Annotated in this window: 16 protein-coding genes; 7 read left to right on the forward strand and 9 right to left on the reverse strand. The window is 64.2% G+C overall.

The features are described 5' to 3' along the window. Nucleotides 1-63: 63 nt before the first annotated feature. Nucleotides 64-1,194: a glycosyltransferase family 4 protein gene (locus EN869_RS29750; RefSeq protein WP_127230111.1), complete on the reverse strand. Its 1,131-nt coding sequence runs from the start codon at nucleotides 1,192-1,194 to the stop codon at nucleotides 64-66. Nucleotides 1,195-1,204: 10 nt separating this feature from the next. Beyond that, nucleotides 1,205-1,768, reverse strand: a complete 564-nt coding sequence (locus tag EN869_RS29755; RefSeq protein ID WP_127230112.1) for a polysaccharide biosynthesis/export family protein — start codon at nucleotides 1,766-1,768, stop codon at nucleotides 1,205-1,207. Nucleotides 1,769-2,031: 263 nt separating this feature from the next. Between EN869_RS29755 and EN869_RS29760 the strand changes: the two genes are divergently transcribed. Next, a complete protein-coding gene (locus tag EN869_RS29760; RefSeq protein ID WP_127230113.1) occupies nucleotides 2,032-4,260 on the forward strand; it encodes an exopolysaccharide transport family protein in 2,229 nt (742 codons plus the stop codon). A 385-nt stretch (nucleotides 4,261-4,645) separates the two neighbouring features. Then, nucleotides 4,646-5,080 (forward strand): peptidylprolyl isomerase, encoded by a 435-nt coding sequence (locus EN869_RS29765; RefSeq protein WP_127230114.1) that lies wholly within the window; start codon nucleotides 4,646-4,648, stop codon nucleotides 5,078-5,080. 19 nt (nucleotides 5,081-5,099) lie between these two features. Here the strand turns inward: EN869_RS29765 and EN869_RS29770 are convergent, their stop codons facing one another. Beyond that, the gene (locus EN869_RS29770) at nucleotides 5,100-6,329 is read right to left on the reverse strand and encodes a GNAT family N-acetyltransferase (protein WP_127230115.1); all 1,230 of its coding nucleotides are present in this window, start codon (nucleotides 6,327-6,329) and stop codon (nucleotides 5,100-5,102) included. Nucleotides 6,330-6,419: 90 nt separating this feature from the next. Between EN869_RS29770 and EN869_RS29775 the strand changes: the two genes are divergently transcribed. Next, nucleotides 6,420-7,478, forward strand: a complete 1,059-nt coding sequence (locus EN869_RS29775) for a polysaccharide deacetylase family protein (protein WP_127230116.1) — start codon at nucleotides 6,420-6,422, stop codon at nucleotides 7,476-7,478. A 30-nt stretch (nucleotides 7,479-7,508) separates the two neighbouring features. Here the strand turns inward: EN869_RS29775 and EN869_RS29780 are convergent, their stop codons facing one another. After that, nucleotides 7,509-7,724: a DUF2842 domain-containing protein gene (locus EN869_RS29780; protein ID WP_127230117.1), complete on the reverse strand. Its 216-nt coding sequence runs from the start codon at nucleotides 7,722-7,724 to the stop codon at nucleotides 7,509-7,511. A 151-nt stretch (nucleotides 7,725-7,875) separates the two neighbouring features. On the opposite strand from EN869_RS29780, the gene EN869_RS29785 reads away from it, so the two are divergent. Further along, on the forward strand, nucleotides 7,876-8,967 hold the full coding sequence (locus tag EN869_RS29785) for a COX15/CtaA family protein (RefSeq protein ID WP_127230118.1): 1,092 nt from the start codon (nucleotides 7,876-7,878) through the stop codon (nucleotides 8,965-8,967). Nucleotides 8,968-9,037: 70 nt separating this feature from the next. On the opposite strand, the gene argC is transcribed toward EN869_RS29785, so the two are convergent. Both argC and speB read right to left on the reverse strand, forming a co-directional pair. Continuing rightward, nucleotides 9,038-9,970: an N-acetyl-gamma-glutamyl-phosphate reductase gene (gene argC / locus EN869_RS29790; RefSeq protein ID WP_127230119.1), complete on the reverse strand. Its 933-nt coding sequence runs from the start codon at nucleotides 9,968-9,970 to the stop codon at nucleotides 9,038-9,040. A gap of 29 nt (nucleotides 9,971-9,999) precedes the next feature. Next, nucleotides 10,000-11,001, reverse strand: a complete 1,002-nt coding sequence (speB, locus tag EN869_RS29795) for an agmatinase (RefSeq protein WP_127230120.1) — start codon at nucleotides 10,999-11,001, stop codon at nucleotides 10,000-10,002. A gap of 123 nt (nucleotides 11,002-11,124) precedes the next feature. Between speB and EN869_RS29800 the strand changes: the two genes are divergently transcribed. Both EN869_RS29800 and EN869_RS29805 read left to right on the forward strand, forming a co-directional pair. Next, nucleotides 11,125-12,339, forward strand: a complete 1,215-nt coding sequence (locus tag EN869_RS29800; RefSeq protein WP_127230121.1) for an acyltransferase — start codon at nucleotides 11,125-11,127, stop codon at nucleotides 12,337-12,339. 95 nt (nucleotides 12,340-12,434) lie between these two features. After that, nucleotides 12,435-13,490, forward strand: coding sequence for a glycerophosphodiester phosphodiesterase family protein (locus EN869_RS29805; protein WP_127230122.1), 1,056 nt, complete (start codon nucleotides 12,435-12,437; stop codon nucleotides 13,488-13,490). Nucleotides 13,491-13,709: 219 nt separating this feature from the next. On the opposite strand, the gene EN869_RS29815 is transcribed toward EN869_RS29805, so the two are convergent. Further along, a complete protein-coding gene (locus EN869_RS29815) occupies nucleotides 13,710-14,582 on the reverse strand; it encodes an aldo/keto reductase family oxidoreductase (RefSeq protein ID WP_127230123.1) in 873 nt (290 codons plus the stop codon). Between the two features lie 94 nt (nucleotides 14,583-14,676). Here EN869_RS29815 and EN869_RS29820 point away from each other — a divergent pair, with 94 nt between their 5' ends. Further along, entirely contained in the window at nucleotides 14,677-15,585 is a 909-nt protein-coding gene (locus tag EN869_RS29820; protein WP_127230124.1) for a LysR family transcriptional regulator, read from the forward strand. Nucleotides 15,586-15,707: 122 nt separating this feature from the next. Here the strand turns inward: EN869_RS29820 and rpsI are convergent, their stop codons facing one another. Beyond that, nucleotides 15,708-16,178, reverse strand: a complete 471-nt coding sequence (gene rpsI, locus EN869_RS29825) for a 30S ribosomal protein S9 (RefSeq protein ID WP_112099693.1) — start codon at nucleotides 16,176-16,178, stop codon at nucleotides 15,708-15,710. Then, nucleotides 16,178-16,642 (reverse strand): 50S ribosomal protein L13, encoded by a 465-nt coding sequence (rplM, locus tag EN869_RS29830; RefSeq protein ID WP_040983169.1) that lies wholly within the window; start codon nucleotides 16,640-16,642, stop codon nucleotides 16,178-16,180. Before rplM ends, rpsI begins: the two co-directional genes overlap by 1 nt. Between the last annotated feature and the right edge of the window lie 33 nt (nucleotides 16,643-16,675).

The following is a 16,675-nucleotide window of genomic DNA, read 5'->3' on the forward strand; positions in this document are numbered from 1 at the left end:
GCAAAAGAGAGCTAAGAAAGCCTTGAAACAACCAGTGGTTTTGGAGCTGTCGGCTGTGGCAAGCTACTTTTGGAGCGCCGCGAAATAGGCTTTCTCGATCTCGGCAGCCATCACGTCGGCGCCGAATCGGGCCTTCAACTCATCCGTCTGGGGCATCAGCCTGCGATAGGCGTCAAAGGCGTCGAGCGCTGTACCCATCCTGGCCGCGAGCTGCACGGCGTCCGGCCGGATCAGGGCGGGGGAGTCTTCGCCAAAAATCTCCGGAATGCCGCCAACCGCTGTCGCGATCATCGGCATGCCCGCGGCGAGCGCCTCGAGCACGATGTAGGGCATCGCTTCCGCGCGCGACGGCACGACGATCAGCTCCGCCAGGGCAAAAGCCTGCCTTGCCGGCATGGGCGGCAGGAAACGGACATGGCTCTTGAGCCCAAGCCGTTCAACCTGCACGTGGTAGCGCGGCAGGTCGTCGCCGTCGCCCACCATTACGGCGCTCAACGGGCGCCCGAGCGCGTTGCCGGCCAGCGCCAGCGCCTCGATGAAGATGTCGGGACCTTTCAGGTCTCGCATCATGCCGATGTAGAGGAGATCGGCGGCGTCCGCCGCCGTCGCCACCGGTTCGAACTCGGCCGTGCGCAAGCCGTTATAGACGAGCGTGTTGGGTATGGGCGGTTCGCCGACCTTGCGGCGATAGGTTTGGCGCTCGTAGTCGGAAACGAACAGCAGGCAGTCGGTGAAGCGCGCCATGGAGCGCTCCAGTCCGAAGAACAGCTTTCCCGTCGCCGTCGTTTCGTCATAGTGGAGGGAGCCGCCATGCGGCGAATAAAGGCGGGCAACGCGAGACCTTGATACCCGCAACAGTGAGCCGAACAGCCGGGCATAGGCGCCACCCTTGGCGCCATGCCCGTGCAGCACATCCGGCCGCAATTCCTGGATGATTCGGTAGGTGCGCCAGGCCGAGGCGAGGTCGCCCGGCCCCACATGGCGCTGCATCGGTGTACGATGGATGCCGAGCGCGAGGTTATCCTTCATCGCTTCGAACAAGCGCTCTTCATAGTCGCCGCCGGTGGTCGAGTCGCAGACGATGCCGACCGAATGGCCGGCGGCGACCTGCGCCTCGGTCAGGTCGCGCACATGCCGGAAGATTCCTCCGACAGGTGAGCGAAAGCAGTGGACGATCCTCAGGGACGCCGCCACGACGGTTTTTTCAGAACAGGCGTTCGCGGACGTAGACGGTGTCGCCGGGCAGCAGCGGGTCGGATGTCACCACCCTGCCGGTCATCACCTTGCCGTTGATGTCGCGGGTGATGTCGACGCTCTCCTGATTGGCGCGCGGCGTGAAACCGCCGGCTATCGCGACCGCCTTTTGCACAGTGAGCCCGGGAACGTAGGAATACTGGCCGGCGGCACCCACTTCGCCCATGACGAAGATCGGCCGGTAGCGATCGATCTCGACCGAGACGTCGGGATCGCGCAAATAGCCTTGGCGCAATTTGTCGGCGATCTCCTTTTCCAGCTGCTGTGCCGTGTGGCCGCGCGCCGGCACCGCGCCGACCAGCGGGAAGGAAAGATAGCCGGACTGGTCGACGCTGTAGGTGTTGGTCAACCCGTCCTGCTCGAATACCGTGACGCGGACGCGATCGCCTGCGCCCAGTCGGTAAGGCTGGTCGAGCACTTCATGGAAGGCGGCCGGCGTCGGCCGGTAGCTCGAGCAGCCGGTCAGCAGCGACAGGGCAAGCAAAGCGCGAAAGAGGGAAGCAGTGCTTTTCATGACCGACCAGGAACCTTCATCGCTCTTGCCGCAACCGCTGCGGTCAACCCCAGGACGTAGGGTCGTTATCATCCTGTTAGGGTTAATGGGCGGTAAAGGAAGGCGCCCTGAAGGAACGAGGATTTGTAAAAAGCAGAGTCTTTATATGGCTTTCGCACAGTGTTTTGGGGGCTCGCGCCAGTAGCGGTTCGGGTTCATCTTAACGGGTGAGTTACCATAGTTGTTTACGGTCCGTCCTCGACTCAAAGTTCGGAGCAGGATGCATGTCCGTTCAGTCCGCGGCCGCAGATGTTGATGTCGACCTGAGACAGCTTTTCGCCAGTCTGGGGCGAAACTGGCTGCGTATTGTTGTTGTGACGCTTCTGGTTACCGGATTGGCCTTTGCTTTCGCCTGGCTGGCAACGCCATACTATAAGGCGACGGCCAAGCTGGAGATCGGCTCGCGCGAATCGGAATACACCCGGCCGCCAGGCACCAATGACGACGACAAGCCGATTCTCGATGAACAGGGCGTGGCCACCCAGGTTCAGATCATTTCCTCTCCCGACATCCTCAAGCAGGTGGCGACCAAGCTCAACTTGGACAAGTTGCCGGAGTTCGATGAGACGCTGAAGATGTCCGCGCTTGGGCGCGTGCTGGTCCTTGTCGGCCTGAAAAGCGATCCGTTCGATATGCCGCCGGAAGAGCGCGTGCTGAACGCCATGCACGACAAGCTCAATGTCTATGCCGTTGAAAAGACTCGCGCCATCGCCATCGAGTTCGCCTCGAAGGATCCCAAGCTTGCCGCGGCGGTCGCGAATGGCATTGCCGACGCCTATATCGCCTCGAAGGGCGACGCCAAGCTCGAATCGAACGCCGCCGCCACCAACTTCCTCGCGCCCGAAATCGCCGACCTGCAGAACCGCGTGAAGGACGCCGAGGCCAAGGTCGCGGCGTTCCGCGCTCAGTCGGACCTTTTGATGGGCGGCAACAATGCGGTGCTGCCCACTCAGCAGCTTGCCGAGCTGTCGAGCGAACTGTCGCGGGTGCGCGCCAGCCGCGCCGCCGCCGAGGGGAGTGCCGAGGCCGTGCGTCGGGCGCTGCAGAACGGCGGTTCGCTGGACAGCGTGCCGGAAGTCCTGTCTTCCGAGCTGATCCAGCGCCTGCGCGAGCGCCAGGTGGAACTCAGGGCCAACATTGCCGATCTTTCGACGACCTTGCTCGACAACCATCCGCGCATCCGGGCGCTGAAGTCGCAGCTTGCCGACCTCGACGGCCAGATTCGCAACGAGGCTCAAAAGATCATCCGGGGGCTGTCGGCCCAGGCCCAGACGGCCAAGGCCCGCGAGGATCAGCTGGTTGCCGACGTCAACACCCTGAAGGCAGCCTCGGCGCGCGCCGGCGAGCAGCAGGTGCAACTGGACGCCTTGCAGCGTGACGCCAACGTTCAGCGCCAACAGCTTGAATCCTATATGACAAGTTACAACGCGGTGGCCTCGCGCAAGGATCGCAAATATTCGCCCGTCGCGGCAAGCCTGATCGCGCAAGCACAGGTGCCGTCGCAACCTTATTTCCCGAAGATCGGGCCGATCACTGGCGCCGCCGCCGCTGCTTCGCTGTTGTTGATGGCCATCGGCACGCTGCTTGCCGAGCTGTTCTCTGGCCGCGCCATGCGTCCGGCCGCCGGCGCCCGTTTCGCCAATATCGAGCAGGTGGCAATGCCGGTGACGCGCGCCGAGCCGGCGGTCGCCGAAGAGGAGGATGATGGGGATCCTTTCGCTCCCTATGAGGCGACCATGCGCCGCGGACGATTGCCGCAAGAGTCTCGGATGGCGCAGACCCGTGCAATGGAATCGGAGCCCGTCGAGCCGACGCAACCCTTGCCCGAGCCGAAACCCGAACCGCTTCCGTCCAGGCTCGGCGAGATTGATGTCGACAAGGCGGCGGAGAAGCTGATCGCTTCCGGCGCATCACGCGCGATCTTCGTCTCGCCGGAAGGCGACGAGGCGGCCGCGTCCGCCGTGCTCGTGGCGCGGGAAGTTTCGGACGCCGGCCTGCGTGTGCTGCTGCTCGATCTCACCGCATCGGGCGCGGCGTCGCGGCCGATGCTGGACTCGAGCCTGTTTCCGGGCATCACCAATCTGCTCGCTTCCGAAGCGCAGTTCAGCGACGTTATCCATCCCGATCTCTATTCGGATGCGCATGTCATTCCGGTTGGCACCGCCGACCCGGTGCGCGCTATGCGCGCCGCAGACCGGCTGCCCATCATCATGCAATCGCTGACCACGGCCTACGACCTCGTCGTGGTAGAATGCGGCCCGGCCGACGCGCAGGGCATCAGCCGCTTGGTCGGCGATGGCACCGAAGTCTTCCTGTCGATGCTGGAAGCCGACGATCAGGTGACCCAGGCCGCGGTGAAGCTGATCGAGAACGGCTTTCCGGGCGTCACGCTGGTCACGCCGGTCGGCCATGAGCCGGTAGATCCATTGCCCGGGCGCCGGTCGGCTGCATAGGGTTGGAGGCCGAGACGGCTGTCCGGCGCTGCCGCGACGCTTGAAGGATAATCGCGAGGTACCGGAGTCCGGACCGCGACAAACGGAGCGCGGCTCAGCCGGGGGCATGACAATCTTAAAGCATGTCTCCCGAAAGTGGGAGCCGGTTTCGGGATAAATACATGCGCAAAATCAAAGACCTAAAGCACATGGAGCGAATCCGAAGGATCGCGACGCGCTTTAGGTGCAAGGCCGGACCGGACCATTTCTCTGCGGCTCCCGCACTTTACATCGGCGGCAAGGCACCTAGTTTGGATGTTTCGCGCTGCGCATTTTGGTGCGTGGATGATCGAGAGCGGGACCGTGATCCCAGGCCGGCCCCCAAAACTCCCAAAGGATGGCTGTTATGACCCAGGCCAAGAACGGCGACACCGTACGCATCAACTACACTGGGCGTCTGGTGGACGGCACCCAATTTGATTCTTCAGGCAGTGAACCGTTGCAGTTCACACTCGGTGAAGGACAGGTAATTCCTGGTCTCGAAACCCATGTCGAGGGCATGGAGGTCGGTACCAAAAGCACCGTCACCGTTCCCGCTGACGCCGCCTATGGCCCCCATCGCCCCGAGGCGGTCGTAACCGTCGACCGCGCCGCCGTGCCGGCAAACATCGACGTCGGTGTTGGCACCCGATTGCAGGCCCGTACCCGTGAGGGACGTCCCATGCAAGTGACGGTCATCGGGGTCGACGACGCCAGCGTCAAGCTCGACGGCAATCATCCGTTGGCCGGAAAGGACCTGGTGTTCGACGTTGAATTGGTCGAGATCGTTCAGGCGGCGTAGTTAGCGGCTCTCGCCAGGTCTAGCTGTCGTCCTCGGCTGCGGCAGGTGCTGCCTGTCCGGCAGCCTTGCGGCGCAGCATCTTGGTCAGCTTCCAGATCGTCGGGTTGTTCTTGATGAAGGCCTTCCCCAGCGCGCCTTGCCGCATCGCCGCGGCCAACGCGCGGCCCTTCAGCGTCAGTGGCGCAAGCACCTCGAAATGCTGGACCTCGATATCGCACCAGAGCCGTTTGTAAGGCTCGTCTCCGACCGAGAAATCATAGACGTCGAAACCGAGCTCGCAGGCTTCCTGGATGTTGTCGAAGAACAGGAAATCGCCGGGACTGGTGAAGGCGAGATCGTCGTCGGCGATGGCGCCGAATTCGCAGATCAGCCGCTTGCCCGAGCGGCTGGAGCCGGTCACTGCGCGCAGTTTCCCGGCCACGTCCAGGCCATGCAGCAGAAACGACGGCTTGTCCTCGGTGAGCGCATCGGTAAACAGCGCCCGGAAGAAGGCGCGCACGCCCGCATCGCCGAAGACATTGGCGATGCCCATCTTGGCGAAACGCACTTCCTTCATGTCAAGGAAGGCGCCGAGCAGCCTTTCGACGTCTTCGGGGGTGCGGGCTTCGATCCGTCGGAAGGTGCCGATGGCCTCGAACTTGCGCGTCTGCGAACGATGCTTCTTGCGCTTGCGCTTGCCGCTCGCACGTGACAGCAGCGCATCGAACCCGCCGTCAAGATCGACGGCGAGCGCGAGGTTCGGACTCGGAAAGCTGGGCAGTGCGGCAAGCGGATTGGCGACGCCATCAAGGTCGGGCAGCAGCCGTTCCAGCGAGGTCAGGTCGATGTCCGGCCGCGTTCCAGCGATTTCCTTGAACATCGACCGGATCGCCGGGCCGTCGATGGCAGGCAGGAAACGCGGGTCAACCGCGGCGAAATTGCCGTTGGCGTGACGTCCGCCGGGGAAACGCGCGACCTTGAATGGGCCGCGACGTACGACCTCAAGTGCCAGCGAAAGCGCTGGACGGCCATCGCAGGCAAGCGTCGCGACAATGATGTCGGCGCCGGTCGCGGCCGCCCAGTTGCTGACCCAGGATGCGCTTTGCGCCGGCGCGTACAGCGCCGAGGCGCAAAATTGCGCGTAGTCCACCAGGCCGGCTCCACCGCTCAGGGCGGCAGCCCATCGGCCCTGAGAGGCTTTGACAGGTCGCGCGGAAACCTCGTTGGCCGCGACCCGGTTGCCGTCAAATGACGCGGCGGCGTCAACCATACCTCAATCCTTAAGACGTATTGGTTCCGACTTGGGGGTTGGCATAGGCGAATGTGTGATTGGTTGAGCCTAGGCGCAAAAGGTGAAGGAATGATCGACGGGGGCGAGGCAATCCGGAAACTGGCGTTGAACCTTGCCCGCTACTCCGGCCTTGCACCTCTGGCGCGGCCGTTTGTCGGCGGCATCGGCGCTATCCTGATGCTGCATCGTGTGACCGCGACGCCGGAGAAGCCGAACAGCGTCAACCGTCATCTGAACATCGCGCCCGCCTTCCTCGACAATCTGATCGCCGACATGAAGGCAAGGGGCTATGCCTTTGTCTCTCTTGATGAAGCGATCGAACGCATCAAACTTGGCGGCAAGGGCGGCCAGTTCGCCACGATCACCGCCGACGACGCCTATCGCGACAACATGACGGAGGCGCTGCCGGTGCTGGAAAAACACGGCGCGCCGATCACCATCTACGTCGCCCCCGGCTTGATCGACGGCGCTGCCGACCTCTGGTGGGATGTGGTGGAGGATATCGTCGACACCAGCTCGCGCCTGACGCTGACGACGGAGGGCGGATCGACAATCATCGATTGCTCGACGCCCGGCCGCAAGATCCAGGCCGTGGCGCGGCTGAACGCCTGGCTGACCGAGGAAGTCGCGGAGCAAGAGCAGGGCGCCGCGCTGCGCGAACTGGCTCGTTCGAATGGCTATGAATTCGGTTCGGGCCGCCCGTGCACCTTGATGACCTGGGAAGAGCTTCGCACCATGGCCGCGCATCCGTTGGTGACCATTGGCGCGCACACCGTCACCCACCGAAACTTGAAGCGGCTGTCCGAGGCCGACGCGCGCCATGAGATCGGCGACGTCCGCCGCATCCTCGCGGAGAAGCTCGGCGAAGAGCCACATCATCTGGCCTATCCGTATGGCTATGCCAGCGCGGTCGGCTGCCGCGAAGTGGGCTTCGCGCGCGACGCTGGTTATGCCTCCGCGGTGACGACACGGCATGGTGTGCTGCGCGCCGAGCATGTCGGCTTCCTGCATGCGCTGCCGCGCATCTCCGTCAACGGTCGCTACCAGAACGTGGCCCATATCCGCACGATGCTGTCCGGCATCACGACGCCGCTCGCCAATGCGGGCAAGATGGTGGTGACGATCTAGACGAGCCGGCGCCGCCGGCGTCAGCGCGGCTCAGCCTTTCGGCCGCGGCTCGATGATCAGCCATTTGATGATGGCCATGGCAGGCAGGACCCAGAGAAAGCCGCTGAGCAGGAAGAACAGGAGATGCGCCGTGGGGCCGTATTCGGCGAGCCGGGTGACCGCGACGGCCGACGCGATCAGCGCGTAGATGACGACCAGCGCCACCAGCAGAATGGTTCCGATCAGCTTTTTCAGGCGAATGGACATGTCGCGGTCTCGTTGACCCGTCTCGCTTAGGCTGAATGACGTGCGCGCGCAACCGCCGCGGCCCGGCGCGACGGCGTGCCGCGCTGTCCAGTCTTGCCAGTTGGGCGGCCTTGGTCCACCACGTCAGCGTTTCAACTGTCGGAAAACGACCATGGCTGCCATGACCGCCACGGCCCCCCACGCCGCACGTGACCGCGACCTCCACAACCGGGCTTTGGTGCGCGGCTGGCTCTACGTCGTGGTGCTCGTGCTGTTCGCGCTGGTGCTGGTCGGCGGTTCCACGCGTCTCACCGGCTCGGGGCTGTCGATCACTCAGTGGCAGCCGATACATGGCGTCATCCCGCCGCTCAACGACGCCGAATGGCAGGAAGAGTTCCAGCGCTACCAGCAGATCCCGCAATACACCGAGATCAACAAGGGCATGAGCCTCGAGGACTTCAAGTCCATCTTCTGGTGGGAGTGGGCGCACCGCATCCTGGCGCGCAGCGTCGGCGTGGTCTTTGCCCTGCCGCTGCTGTTCTTCTGGGCAACGCGACGCATCGAGCGCGGCCTTGGGCTGAAGCTGATCGGCATCCTGGCGCTCGGCGGACTGCAAGGCGCCATCGGCTGGTGGATGGTGGCTTCGGGCCTGGTCGACCGCGTTTCGGTCAGCCAGTACCGGCTGGCAACGCATTTGACGCTTGCCGCGCTGATCTTCACGGCGACGATGGTGGTGGCGCGTGGTTTGGCGCCGCACTCCGAGCCCGCCGCCGACCGGTCGACACAGCGGCTCGCCGGCTTCATCGTGCTGCTGGCGCTGATCCAGATCTATCTCGGCGGGCTGGTCGCCGGGCTCCACGCCGGCCTTTCCTACAACACATGGCCGCTGATGGACGGAAAGGTGATTCCATCCGATTTGCTTCTCCTGAAGCCCGCCTGGCTGAACTTCTTTGAAAATCCGAAGACGGTGCAGTTCGTGCATCGGCTGGGCGCCTATACGATCTTCGTCGTGACGCTCTGGCACATGATCTCCACTTGGCGGCGCCAGCCGGGCACCACCCACGCCCGCCGGGCTACGCTTCTGTTCGCGCTGGTGGTCGTCCAGGCCTCGATCGGCATCGGCACGCTGCTGATGCAGGTGCCGCTGCACATGGCGTTGACGCACCAGGCGATCGCGCTGGTCCTGCTCGGCTTCGCCGCCGCGCACTGGCGCGGCACCAAGGGCGCCTATCCGCTACAGACCGAGATAAAGGTCGGAAGCTGACGGCCGGCGATCAGTATCGCGAGCGAACCTTTCGGAGGCCCCAGCGCTCTGGAAACGCCTGCATCGCCGCTCAGTGCTTGATGCCGAGCATCAGGTCGAGATTTTGCACCGCCGCACCAGACGCGCCCTTGCCGAGATTGTCGTAGACGGCCATCAGCAGCGCCTGCGCCCGCTCGTCATTGGCGAACACGTAGACCTTCATCCGGTTGGTGCCGTTGTAGATCTCCGGATCGATCTCCGGGATGCGCTCCATATGGGTGTAGGGCGCGACCTCGACCACGCCGCCGTCGATCGACGCATAATGGTCGGCGATCGCAGCATGGAGCTCAGCGCCTGTCGGCACGCGATCGAGACCGCCGAGCTGCAGCGGCACCACCGTGATCATGCCCTGCGCGAAATTGCCCACCGCCGGCTGCATGATCGGGTCATGCGACAGCTTCGCATAGGTGCGGAGCTCCGGCACATGCTTGTGCTGCAGTGTCAACCCGTAGGGCAGGAACTCGGGCGCGTCCTCGCCCTTGCCGACATAGTCCTCGATCATCGGCCGGCCGCCGCCGGAATAGCCGGAAATGCCGTTCACGGTGACCGGAAAATCGGCGGGCAGAAGGCCGGCGGAGAGCAGCGGACGAAGCGTGGCGATCGGGCCTTGCGGCCAGCAGCCCGGATTGGCGACGCGCTTCGCGCTGGCGATCTTCTTCGCCTGGTCCTTGTCCATTTCGGCGAAGCCATATTCCCAGCCCTCGGCCACGCGATGCGCGGTCGAGGCGTCGATCACCTTGGTGGTGTCGTTCGTAATCAGCGACACGCTTTCCTTCGCCGCCGCATCCGGCAGGCAAAGGATCGCAACATCGGCCGCATTGAGGAATTCGGCGCGCGCGGCGGCTTCCTTGCGGCGTTCGGTCGGGATGGAGATGATCTCCAGGTCGCCGCGGTCGGCCAGCAGCGCCCTGATCTGCAGGCCGGTGGTGCCGTGTTCGCCGTCAATGAAGATTTTCGGTTTCATCGCTTACCCAATTCCTTGCGATTCCAATGTTATATGCCGTTGGCATGATTTGTTGCGGCATAAGTGCCGTTGCTCAATTCTTCGAGCCGCGCCTTTCGTTCCGCCAGCAGGCCGAGATAGTGCATGGCGATGATCGATCCGGCGATCGCCGTTATATCGGCATGATCATAGGCCGGCGCAACCTCGACGATGTCGGCGCCGACGATGTCGATCTGACCCAGCTGGCGCAGCGTCGACAGCATTTTTGCCGAGGACGGGCCACCGGCCACCGGCGTGCCGGTGCCGGGCGCGAAGGCAGGGTCGAGGCAGTCGATGTCGAAAGTGAGATAGGTCTTCTTGCCGCCGGTGCGCTCGACGATGGCGTAGGCGATGTCGGAAGCCCGCATTTCCTCGACTTCATGGCCGTGGAGGATCTTGATGCCGAACGTATCCGGCGCGTGCGTGCGGATGCCGATCTGGATCGAGCGGTCTGGATCGATGATGCCTTCATTCACCGCCCGGGCAACGAAGGAGCCGTGGTCGATGCGCTTGCCGTCGTCCGGCCAGGTGTCCTGATGCGCATCGAACTGCACCAGGGCCAACGGCCCATGGATCGCGGCGTGCGCCTTGAGCACCGGCCAGGTGACGAAATGGTCGCCGCCGAGCGTCAGCAGGAACGCGCCTGATTTCAAGATCTTGGCCGCCTCGCGCTCGATCGTGCCGGGCGTCTTCTGATGGTTGCCGCTGTCCAGCAGGCAATCGCCATAGTCGACCACCGAAAGATGCTCGAACAGGTCGCGCGAGAACGGGTATTGCGGGTCGTTGTCGAGGATCGCCGAGGCGCGGCGGATCGCCTGCGGCCCAAAGCGGGCGCCCGGCCGGTTGGTGACAGCGGCGTCGAACGGAATGCCCCACACGACGGCGTCCGCGCCCTTCACGTCCTTCGTGTATTTGCGCCGCATGAATGACAGCGCGCCGGCATAGGTCGGCTCGAACGACGCGCCCGTCTTGGAGCTGGCGGTGAAGGCGTGATCGATTTCTTGGTTCGCCATTACGGGTCCTCGGTTTCATCGGGCAGCCACCACTACAGAACCGGCACGCAACATGCCAGTCACAGCTTGCGGAAACGAGGCGGCGCTCGCTGAGCGCCACGGCAGCACAGGATCTGTATCATTATGGCTGAGACGGCTCTGCTCAACCTTGCGCCCGCGCCGGCGATGTCCCGTGCCGGCACGGCGACCGGCGAGCGCTTCCTGGTGCTGGATTCCTGGCGCGGCATCTGCGCGCTGCTGGTGGCGCTGTTCCACTTCCCGACCACGTCGATGATTTCGCAAAGCGCCTTTGTCGGCGGCTCCTATCTGTTCGTCGACTTCTTCTTCGTGCTCTCCGGCTTCGTCATCGCCAGCGCCTATGGCAGCCGGCTGAACGAGCAGGATGACCTTGCCCGCTTCGCGCTGGTGCGCTTCGGCCGCATCTATCCGCTGCATGTCCTGATGCTTGCCGCCTTCGCCGGCTTCGAGGCGCTGCGGCTCGTCCTGCCGGCCCTGCACGGAACGGGTCCCGGGCCCTTCACCGCCGGCTTCGACCTGAAGAGCCTCATCGCCAACCTCTTCCTTCTGCAGGGCATGGGGGTTGAGGATCATCTGAGCTGGAACGCGCCGAGCTGGAGCATCTCGGCCGAGTTCTTCACCTATCTCATCTTTGCCGCCGTCGTCTTCGCCGCCGGCCAGCTCGCCTGGATATGGTTCGTCGCCGCTGCTGTGACGGCGCCGCTTTTCCTGCTCGCGGTCTCGACGCGTCATATGGACGTGTCTTTCGATTTCGGCTTCATCCGTTGCCTTTACGGTTTCTCGCTCGGCGCGTTGCTCGCCTGGTTTCAGCACGATTCCATTGCAGAGGCGCGACAGGCGCTTGGCGGCGGGGCAGGGCGCCTTGCCTGGACGCTGGCAGAGCTTGCGATGATCGTGGGGATTGCGCTGTTCGTCTCCTTTGCCGGCACCAACGACATTGGCGTTTTGGCGCCGGTCGTCTTCGCGCTGGCGCTTTATCTTTTCGCCCATGAGGGCGGCTGGCTGAGCTTGGTTTTGCGCAGCCGGCCGATGCTGTTGCTCGGCTCGCTCTCCTACTCGATCTACATGGTGCACATCTTCGTCCAGGCGCGCATGATCAATGTCGGCGGCCTCATCGAACGCAGGCTCGGCCTCGGCATCGTCGGCGATCTGATGCTGCGCGGCGACCATGCGACCGGCTTCGGCGCCGGCTCGCCATGGATCGGCTTCGCGGCTCTGATCGCGATGCTGATCGCTGTCGTCGTCGCGTCCTGGTTCACCTGGCGCTTCGTCGAAATGCCGGCGCTCGCCTGGTTCCGACGCCTTGCCAAGCGGGTTTGACGGACTTCGATACGAAAAACTAGCCGGCTTCGTTCACCGCCCTGTCATAGGCATCGCCTAACCGGGTCTCGACCCGGAACGGAGCGATTCCCCCGATGCGAACACTCTGGCTGAGCCTTCTTCTGTCCACAGCACTTGCCGCCATCCCTGGCCAAAGCTTAGCCGGCGAGACACGCGCCGCGCAGATCCTCGACCGGTTCGAACATGCCAATCAGTTCGATCATGTGATGATCGCCGCGCACCGCGCCGGCAGCATGGAGGCCCGCAAGACGCCTTTCGCCGAGAATTCGCTGGCCGCGGTCGAGGGGTCGATCGCCATCGGCGCCGAGATCGTCGAGGTCGACATCAGGCGCGCGAAGGATGGCGAGTTCGTCGTCATGCATGACAGCTGGCTCGACCGCACCACCACCTGCAAGGGCGAGGTCGTGAACTACACGCTTTCCGAGCTGAAGAAGTGCCGGCTGGTCATAGAGGGCACGGGGGCCGTCACCAACGAGACGGTTTCGACGCTGCGCGAGATGCTGCTGACGACAAGGGACAGGATCCTGATCAACCTCGACAACAAGCTGGAGGTGACCGACCTGCCGGGCATGGTCGCGGAGGCGCGCGACCTCGGCATGGCCGACCAGGTGATCGTCAAGGAGAACCTCCGGAACCGGCAGCGCATCGATACGGCGAGCGCCGCGCTCGCCAAGGCCGGCGGTGGCTTCCAGTTCATGCCGATCCTCGCCGACGACGCCGTGCATGACGCCGCCTTCGCCGCCGAGGTCAACAAGGCGTTCGCGCCTCATGCCATCGAGCTGATCAATTGGCGCAACGGCGCGGAAACGCTGACGTCGAACGGCGGCCCGCTGTTCGGCAACCATATGCGTGCGGAAGCGGTCCGCGGCGGCTGGCATCTCTGGGCGGACACCTACGCCATCGTCCACAAGCCGGGCGGCTTCCTTGCCGGCGGCCGCGGGGATGAACTCGCCGTCGCCGCCGGCCTGCCGCGCGAAGCCTGGGGTTTCTGGGTCGACCGCGGCGCGACGATCATCCAGACGGATGAGCCGAAAGCGGCGATCGACTGGTTGGCGGCCAATGGCTATCGGGTACCATATACGACGGGCATCAAGCAGGCCGAGCCGGCGCATACGGCGAGTATTAATTAAGCGAGGCGCCGATACAGCCGATCTCCCCCCTCGTGGGGGAGATGGCCGGCAGGGCAGAGGGGGGCGCGAAGGAACGCCAGCTTCGATGGCCTGCGATCTTCAGTGACTTCAAACGTGAGCTTGATTGACTCAAAAACGCTGGATATGCTGGCGGGACAGCGCCCCCCTCTGGCCTGCCGGCCATCTCCCCCACGAGGGGGGAGATTAGCTAGTCGCCAATCACGCGGCCTTCGCCACGCCATCCAACTCGGCGAGCACATCCGCCGACAGCTCCAGCTCGGCAGCCGCGAGATTCTCCCGCAAATGCGCGACCGATGACGTGCCCGGGATCAAGAGGATGTTGGGCGAGCGCTGCAACAGCCACGCCAGGGCAACCTGCATCGGCGTCGCTCCGAGCCGTTCCGCCACGTTTGACAGCGTCGAGGATTGCAGCGGGCTGAAGCCGCCGAGCGGGAAGAACGGCACGTAGGCGATGCCGTCGCGTGCCAGTTCATCGATCAGCGCGTCGTCGTCGCGATGCGCGAGATTGTACTGGTTCTGCACGCAGACGATTTTGCAGATTTTTCGGCCTTCCGCTATTTGGGCGCGGGTGACGTTGCTCAAGCCGATATGGCGCACGAGGCCTTTGCGCTGCAGCTCGGCGAGCTTGGTGACCTGCGCCTCGATGGAGCCTTCGGCTGGACCAAGCGCCCCGAACATGATGCGCAGATTGACGACGTCCATCACCTCGAGGCCAAGATTGCGAAGATTGTCGTGCACCGCCTGCTCGAGCTCGTCGGCTGTGAAGGCCGGCAGCCAGGACGCGTCTTCGCCCCGACGGGCGCCGATCTTGGTGACGATGGTGAGGTCGTCGGGGTAGGGCGCCAGCGCCTCGCGGATCAGCTTGTTGGTGACGTACGGCCCGTAATAATCGCTGGTGTCGATATGGTCCACGCCTTGCGCTATCGCTTCGCGCAGCACAGCGATTGCCGCGTCATGGTCCTTCGGCGGTCCGAAGACGCCTTTGCCCGCAAGCTGCATGGCGCCGTAGCCGAGGCGGTGGACCGAGCGGTCGCCCAGTTGGTATGTGCCTGATTTGTCTACGCTGGACATCATGGTTCTCCTTCGTGTCGACGAGGGAGATAGAGCATGGCCGCTGTCCCGATAACCGGGTATAACTGGCACGACCTGTACGGAAATAAGAACAATGGCAGCTGACCTCAACGATCTCCAGGCGTTTATGGCGGTGGCGCGCGCCGGCGGTTTTCGCGAAGGAGCCCGCGCGACGGCGGGCAGCGCCTCCGCGCTCAGCGAAGCCATCCGTCGTCTGGAAACCCAGCTCGGCGTGCGACTCTTCAACCGCACCACGCGCAGCGTCGCTTTGACCGAGGCTGGCGCCAGCCTGCTGGCGCGGCTCGGCCCCGCATTGGGCGAGGTAGAAGCCGCACTCGATGTGGTGAACGGCTTTCGCGACCGGCCCGCCGGAACCTTGCGTGTCAACGTGCCGATAAGCGCCTCGCGGCTGGTGCTGCCAAGAATCGTTCCGGGATTTCTCGCCGCCTATCCGGCCATTCGCCTGGAGGTGATCGCCGAGGAGAACTTTATCGATCTGCTGGTGGCAGGCTGCGATGCCGGCATCCGCTATGACGAGCGGCTGGAGCAGGACATGATCGCGGTGCCGATCGGGCCGCGCGCGCAGCGCTTCACCACCTCCGCCGCGCCGTCCTACCTTGACCGGCACGGTCGGCCGCAGCACCCGCGCGACCTGCTTGGCCATGCCTGCGTGCGCGGACGCTTCCCGAGCGGGGTCATGACGCCCTGGGAGTTCGAGCGGGATGGTGAGGTGGTACGGGTCGATACCACTGGGCCCTTGCTCGTCAGCATCGGTGGGGGCGTCGATCTCGCCATCGATGCGGCGATCGCCGGCGTCGGCATTCTCTGGCTGTTCGAGGACTGGGTCCGCCCGCATTTCGAGAGCGGCGCGCTGGAACCTGTGCTTGAGCCGTGGTGGCAGAGCTTCTCTGGGCCATTTCTCTATTATCCCGGCCGCCGTCTGGTGCCCGCGCCGCTGCGCGCCTTCATCGACTACATCAAAACGCCGGCCGGGCACTGGTAGCGGAAACAAAAAGGCCGCCCGGAGGCGGCCTTTCGAAAGCTTGGAACCCGTAAAGCTTGGCGCTTCGAGAACTTGCCCCCAAGCGCTCCTTAGCGCTTGGAAAACTTGGCTCCAAGCGCTTGTTAGCGCTTGGAGAACTGGAAGCTGCGGCGGGCCTTCGCCTTGCCGTACTTCTTGCGCTCGACCACGCGGCTGTCGCGGGTCAGGAAGCCGCCCTTCTTGAGCACCGAGCGCAGACCCGGCTCGTAGTAGGTCAGCGCCTTGGAGATGCCGTGACGCACCGCACCGGCCTGGCCGGAGAGGCCGCCGCCGATGACGGTGGCGACGATGTCGTACTGGCCGGCGCGGTTGGCCGCGACGATCGGCTGGTTGAGGATCATCTGCAGCACCGGACGCGCGAAATAGGCCGCGAATTCCTTGTCGTTGACGGTGATCTTGCCGGAGCCCGGCTTCACCCAGACGCGCGCGATGGCGTTCTTGCGCTTGCCGGTGGCATAGGCGCGGCCCGACTTGTCGAGCTTCTGGACATGCACGGGCGCGGCCGGCTGCGCGGCAACGGTGCCGAGTTCTGCGAGCGAGGAAAGCTCAGCCATTACGAGGCCCTCTTGTTCTTGGAGTTCAGCTTGGCCACGTCGAGCGTGACGGGCTGCTGGGCGGTGTGCGGATGCTCGGCGCCTGCATAGACGCGGAGATTCTTCATCTGGCGACGGCCAAGCGGGCCGCGCGGGATCATGCGCTCGACGGCCTTCTCGACGACGCGCTCGGGGAAACGGCCCTCGAGCAGCTGGCGCGCGGTGCGCTCCTTGATGCCGCCGGGATGGCCGGTGTGCCAGTAGTAGACCTTGTCGGTGTACTTCTTGCCGGTGAACACCACCTTGTCGGCGTTGATGACGATGACATTGTCGCCATCATCGACATGCGGGGTGAAGGTGGGCTTGTGCTTGCCGCGCAGATGGTTGGCGATGACGGTGGCCAGACGACCGACGACGAGACCTTCGGCGTCGATCAGCACCCACTTCTTCACCACATCCGCAGGCTTCTGCGAAAAGGTAGCCATGGTTTTGCTCTCACGTTGACCTTTCCCATCCAA

Source organism: Mesorhizobium sp. M2D.F.Ca.ET.226.01.1.1, from assembly GCF_004022705.2.
In the GTDB taxonomy this organism is placed as follows: Bacteria; Pseudomonadota; Alphaproteobacteria; order Rhizobiales; family Rhizobiaceae; genus Mesorhizobium.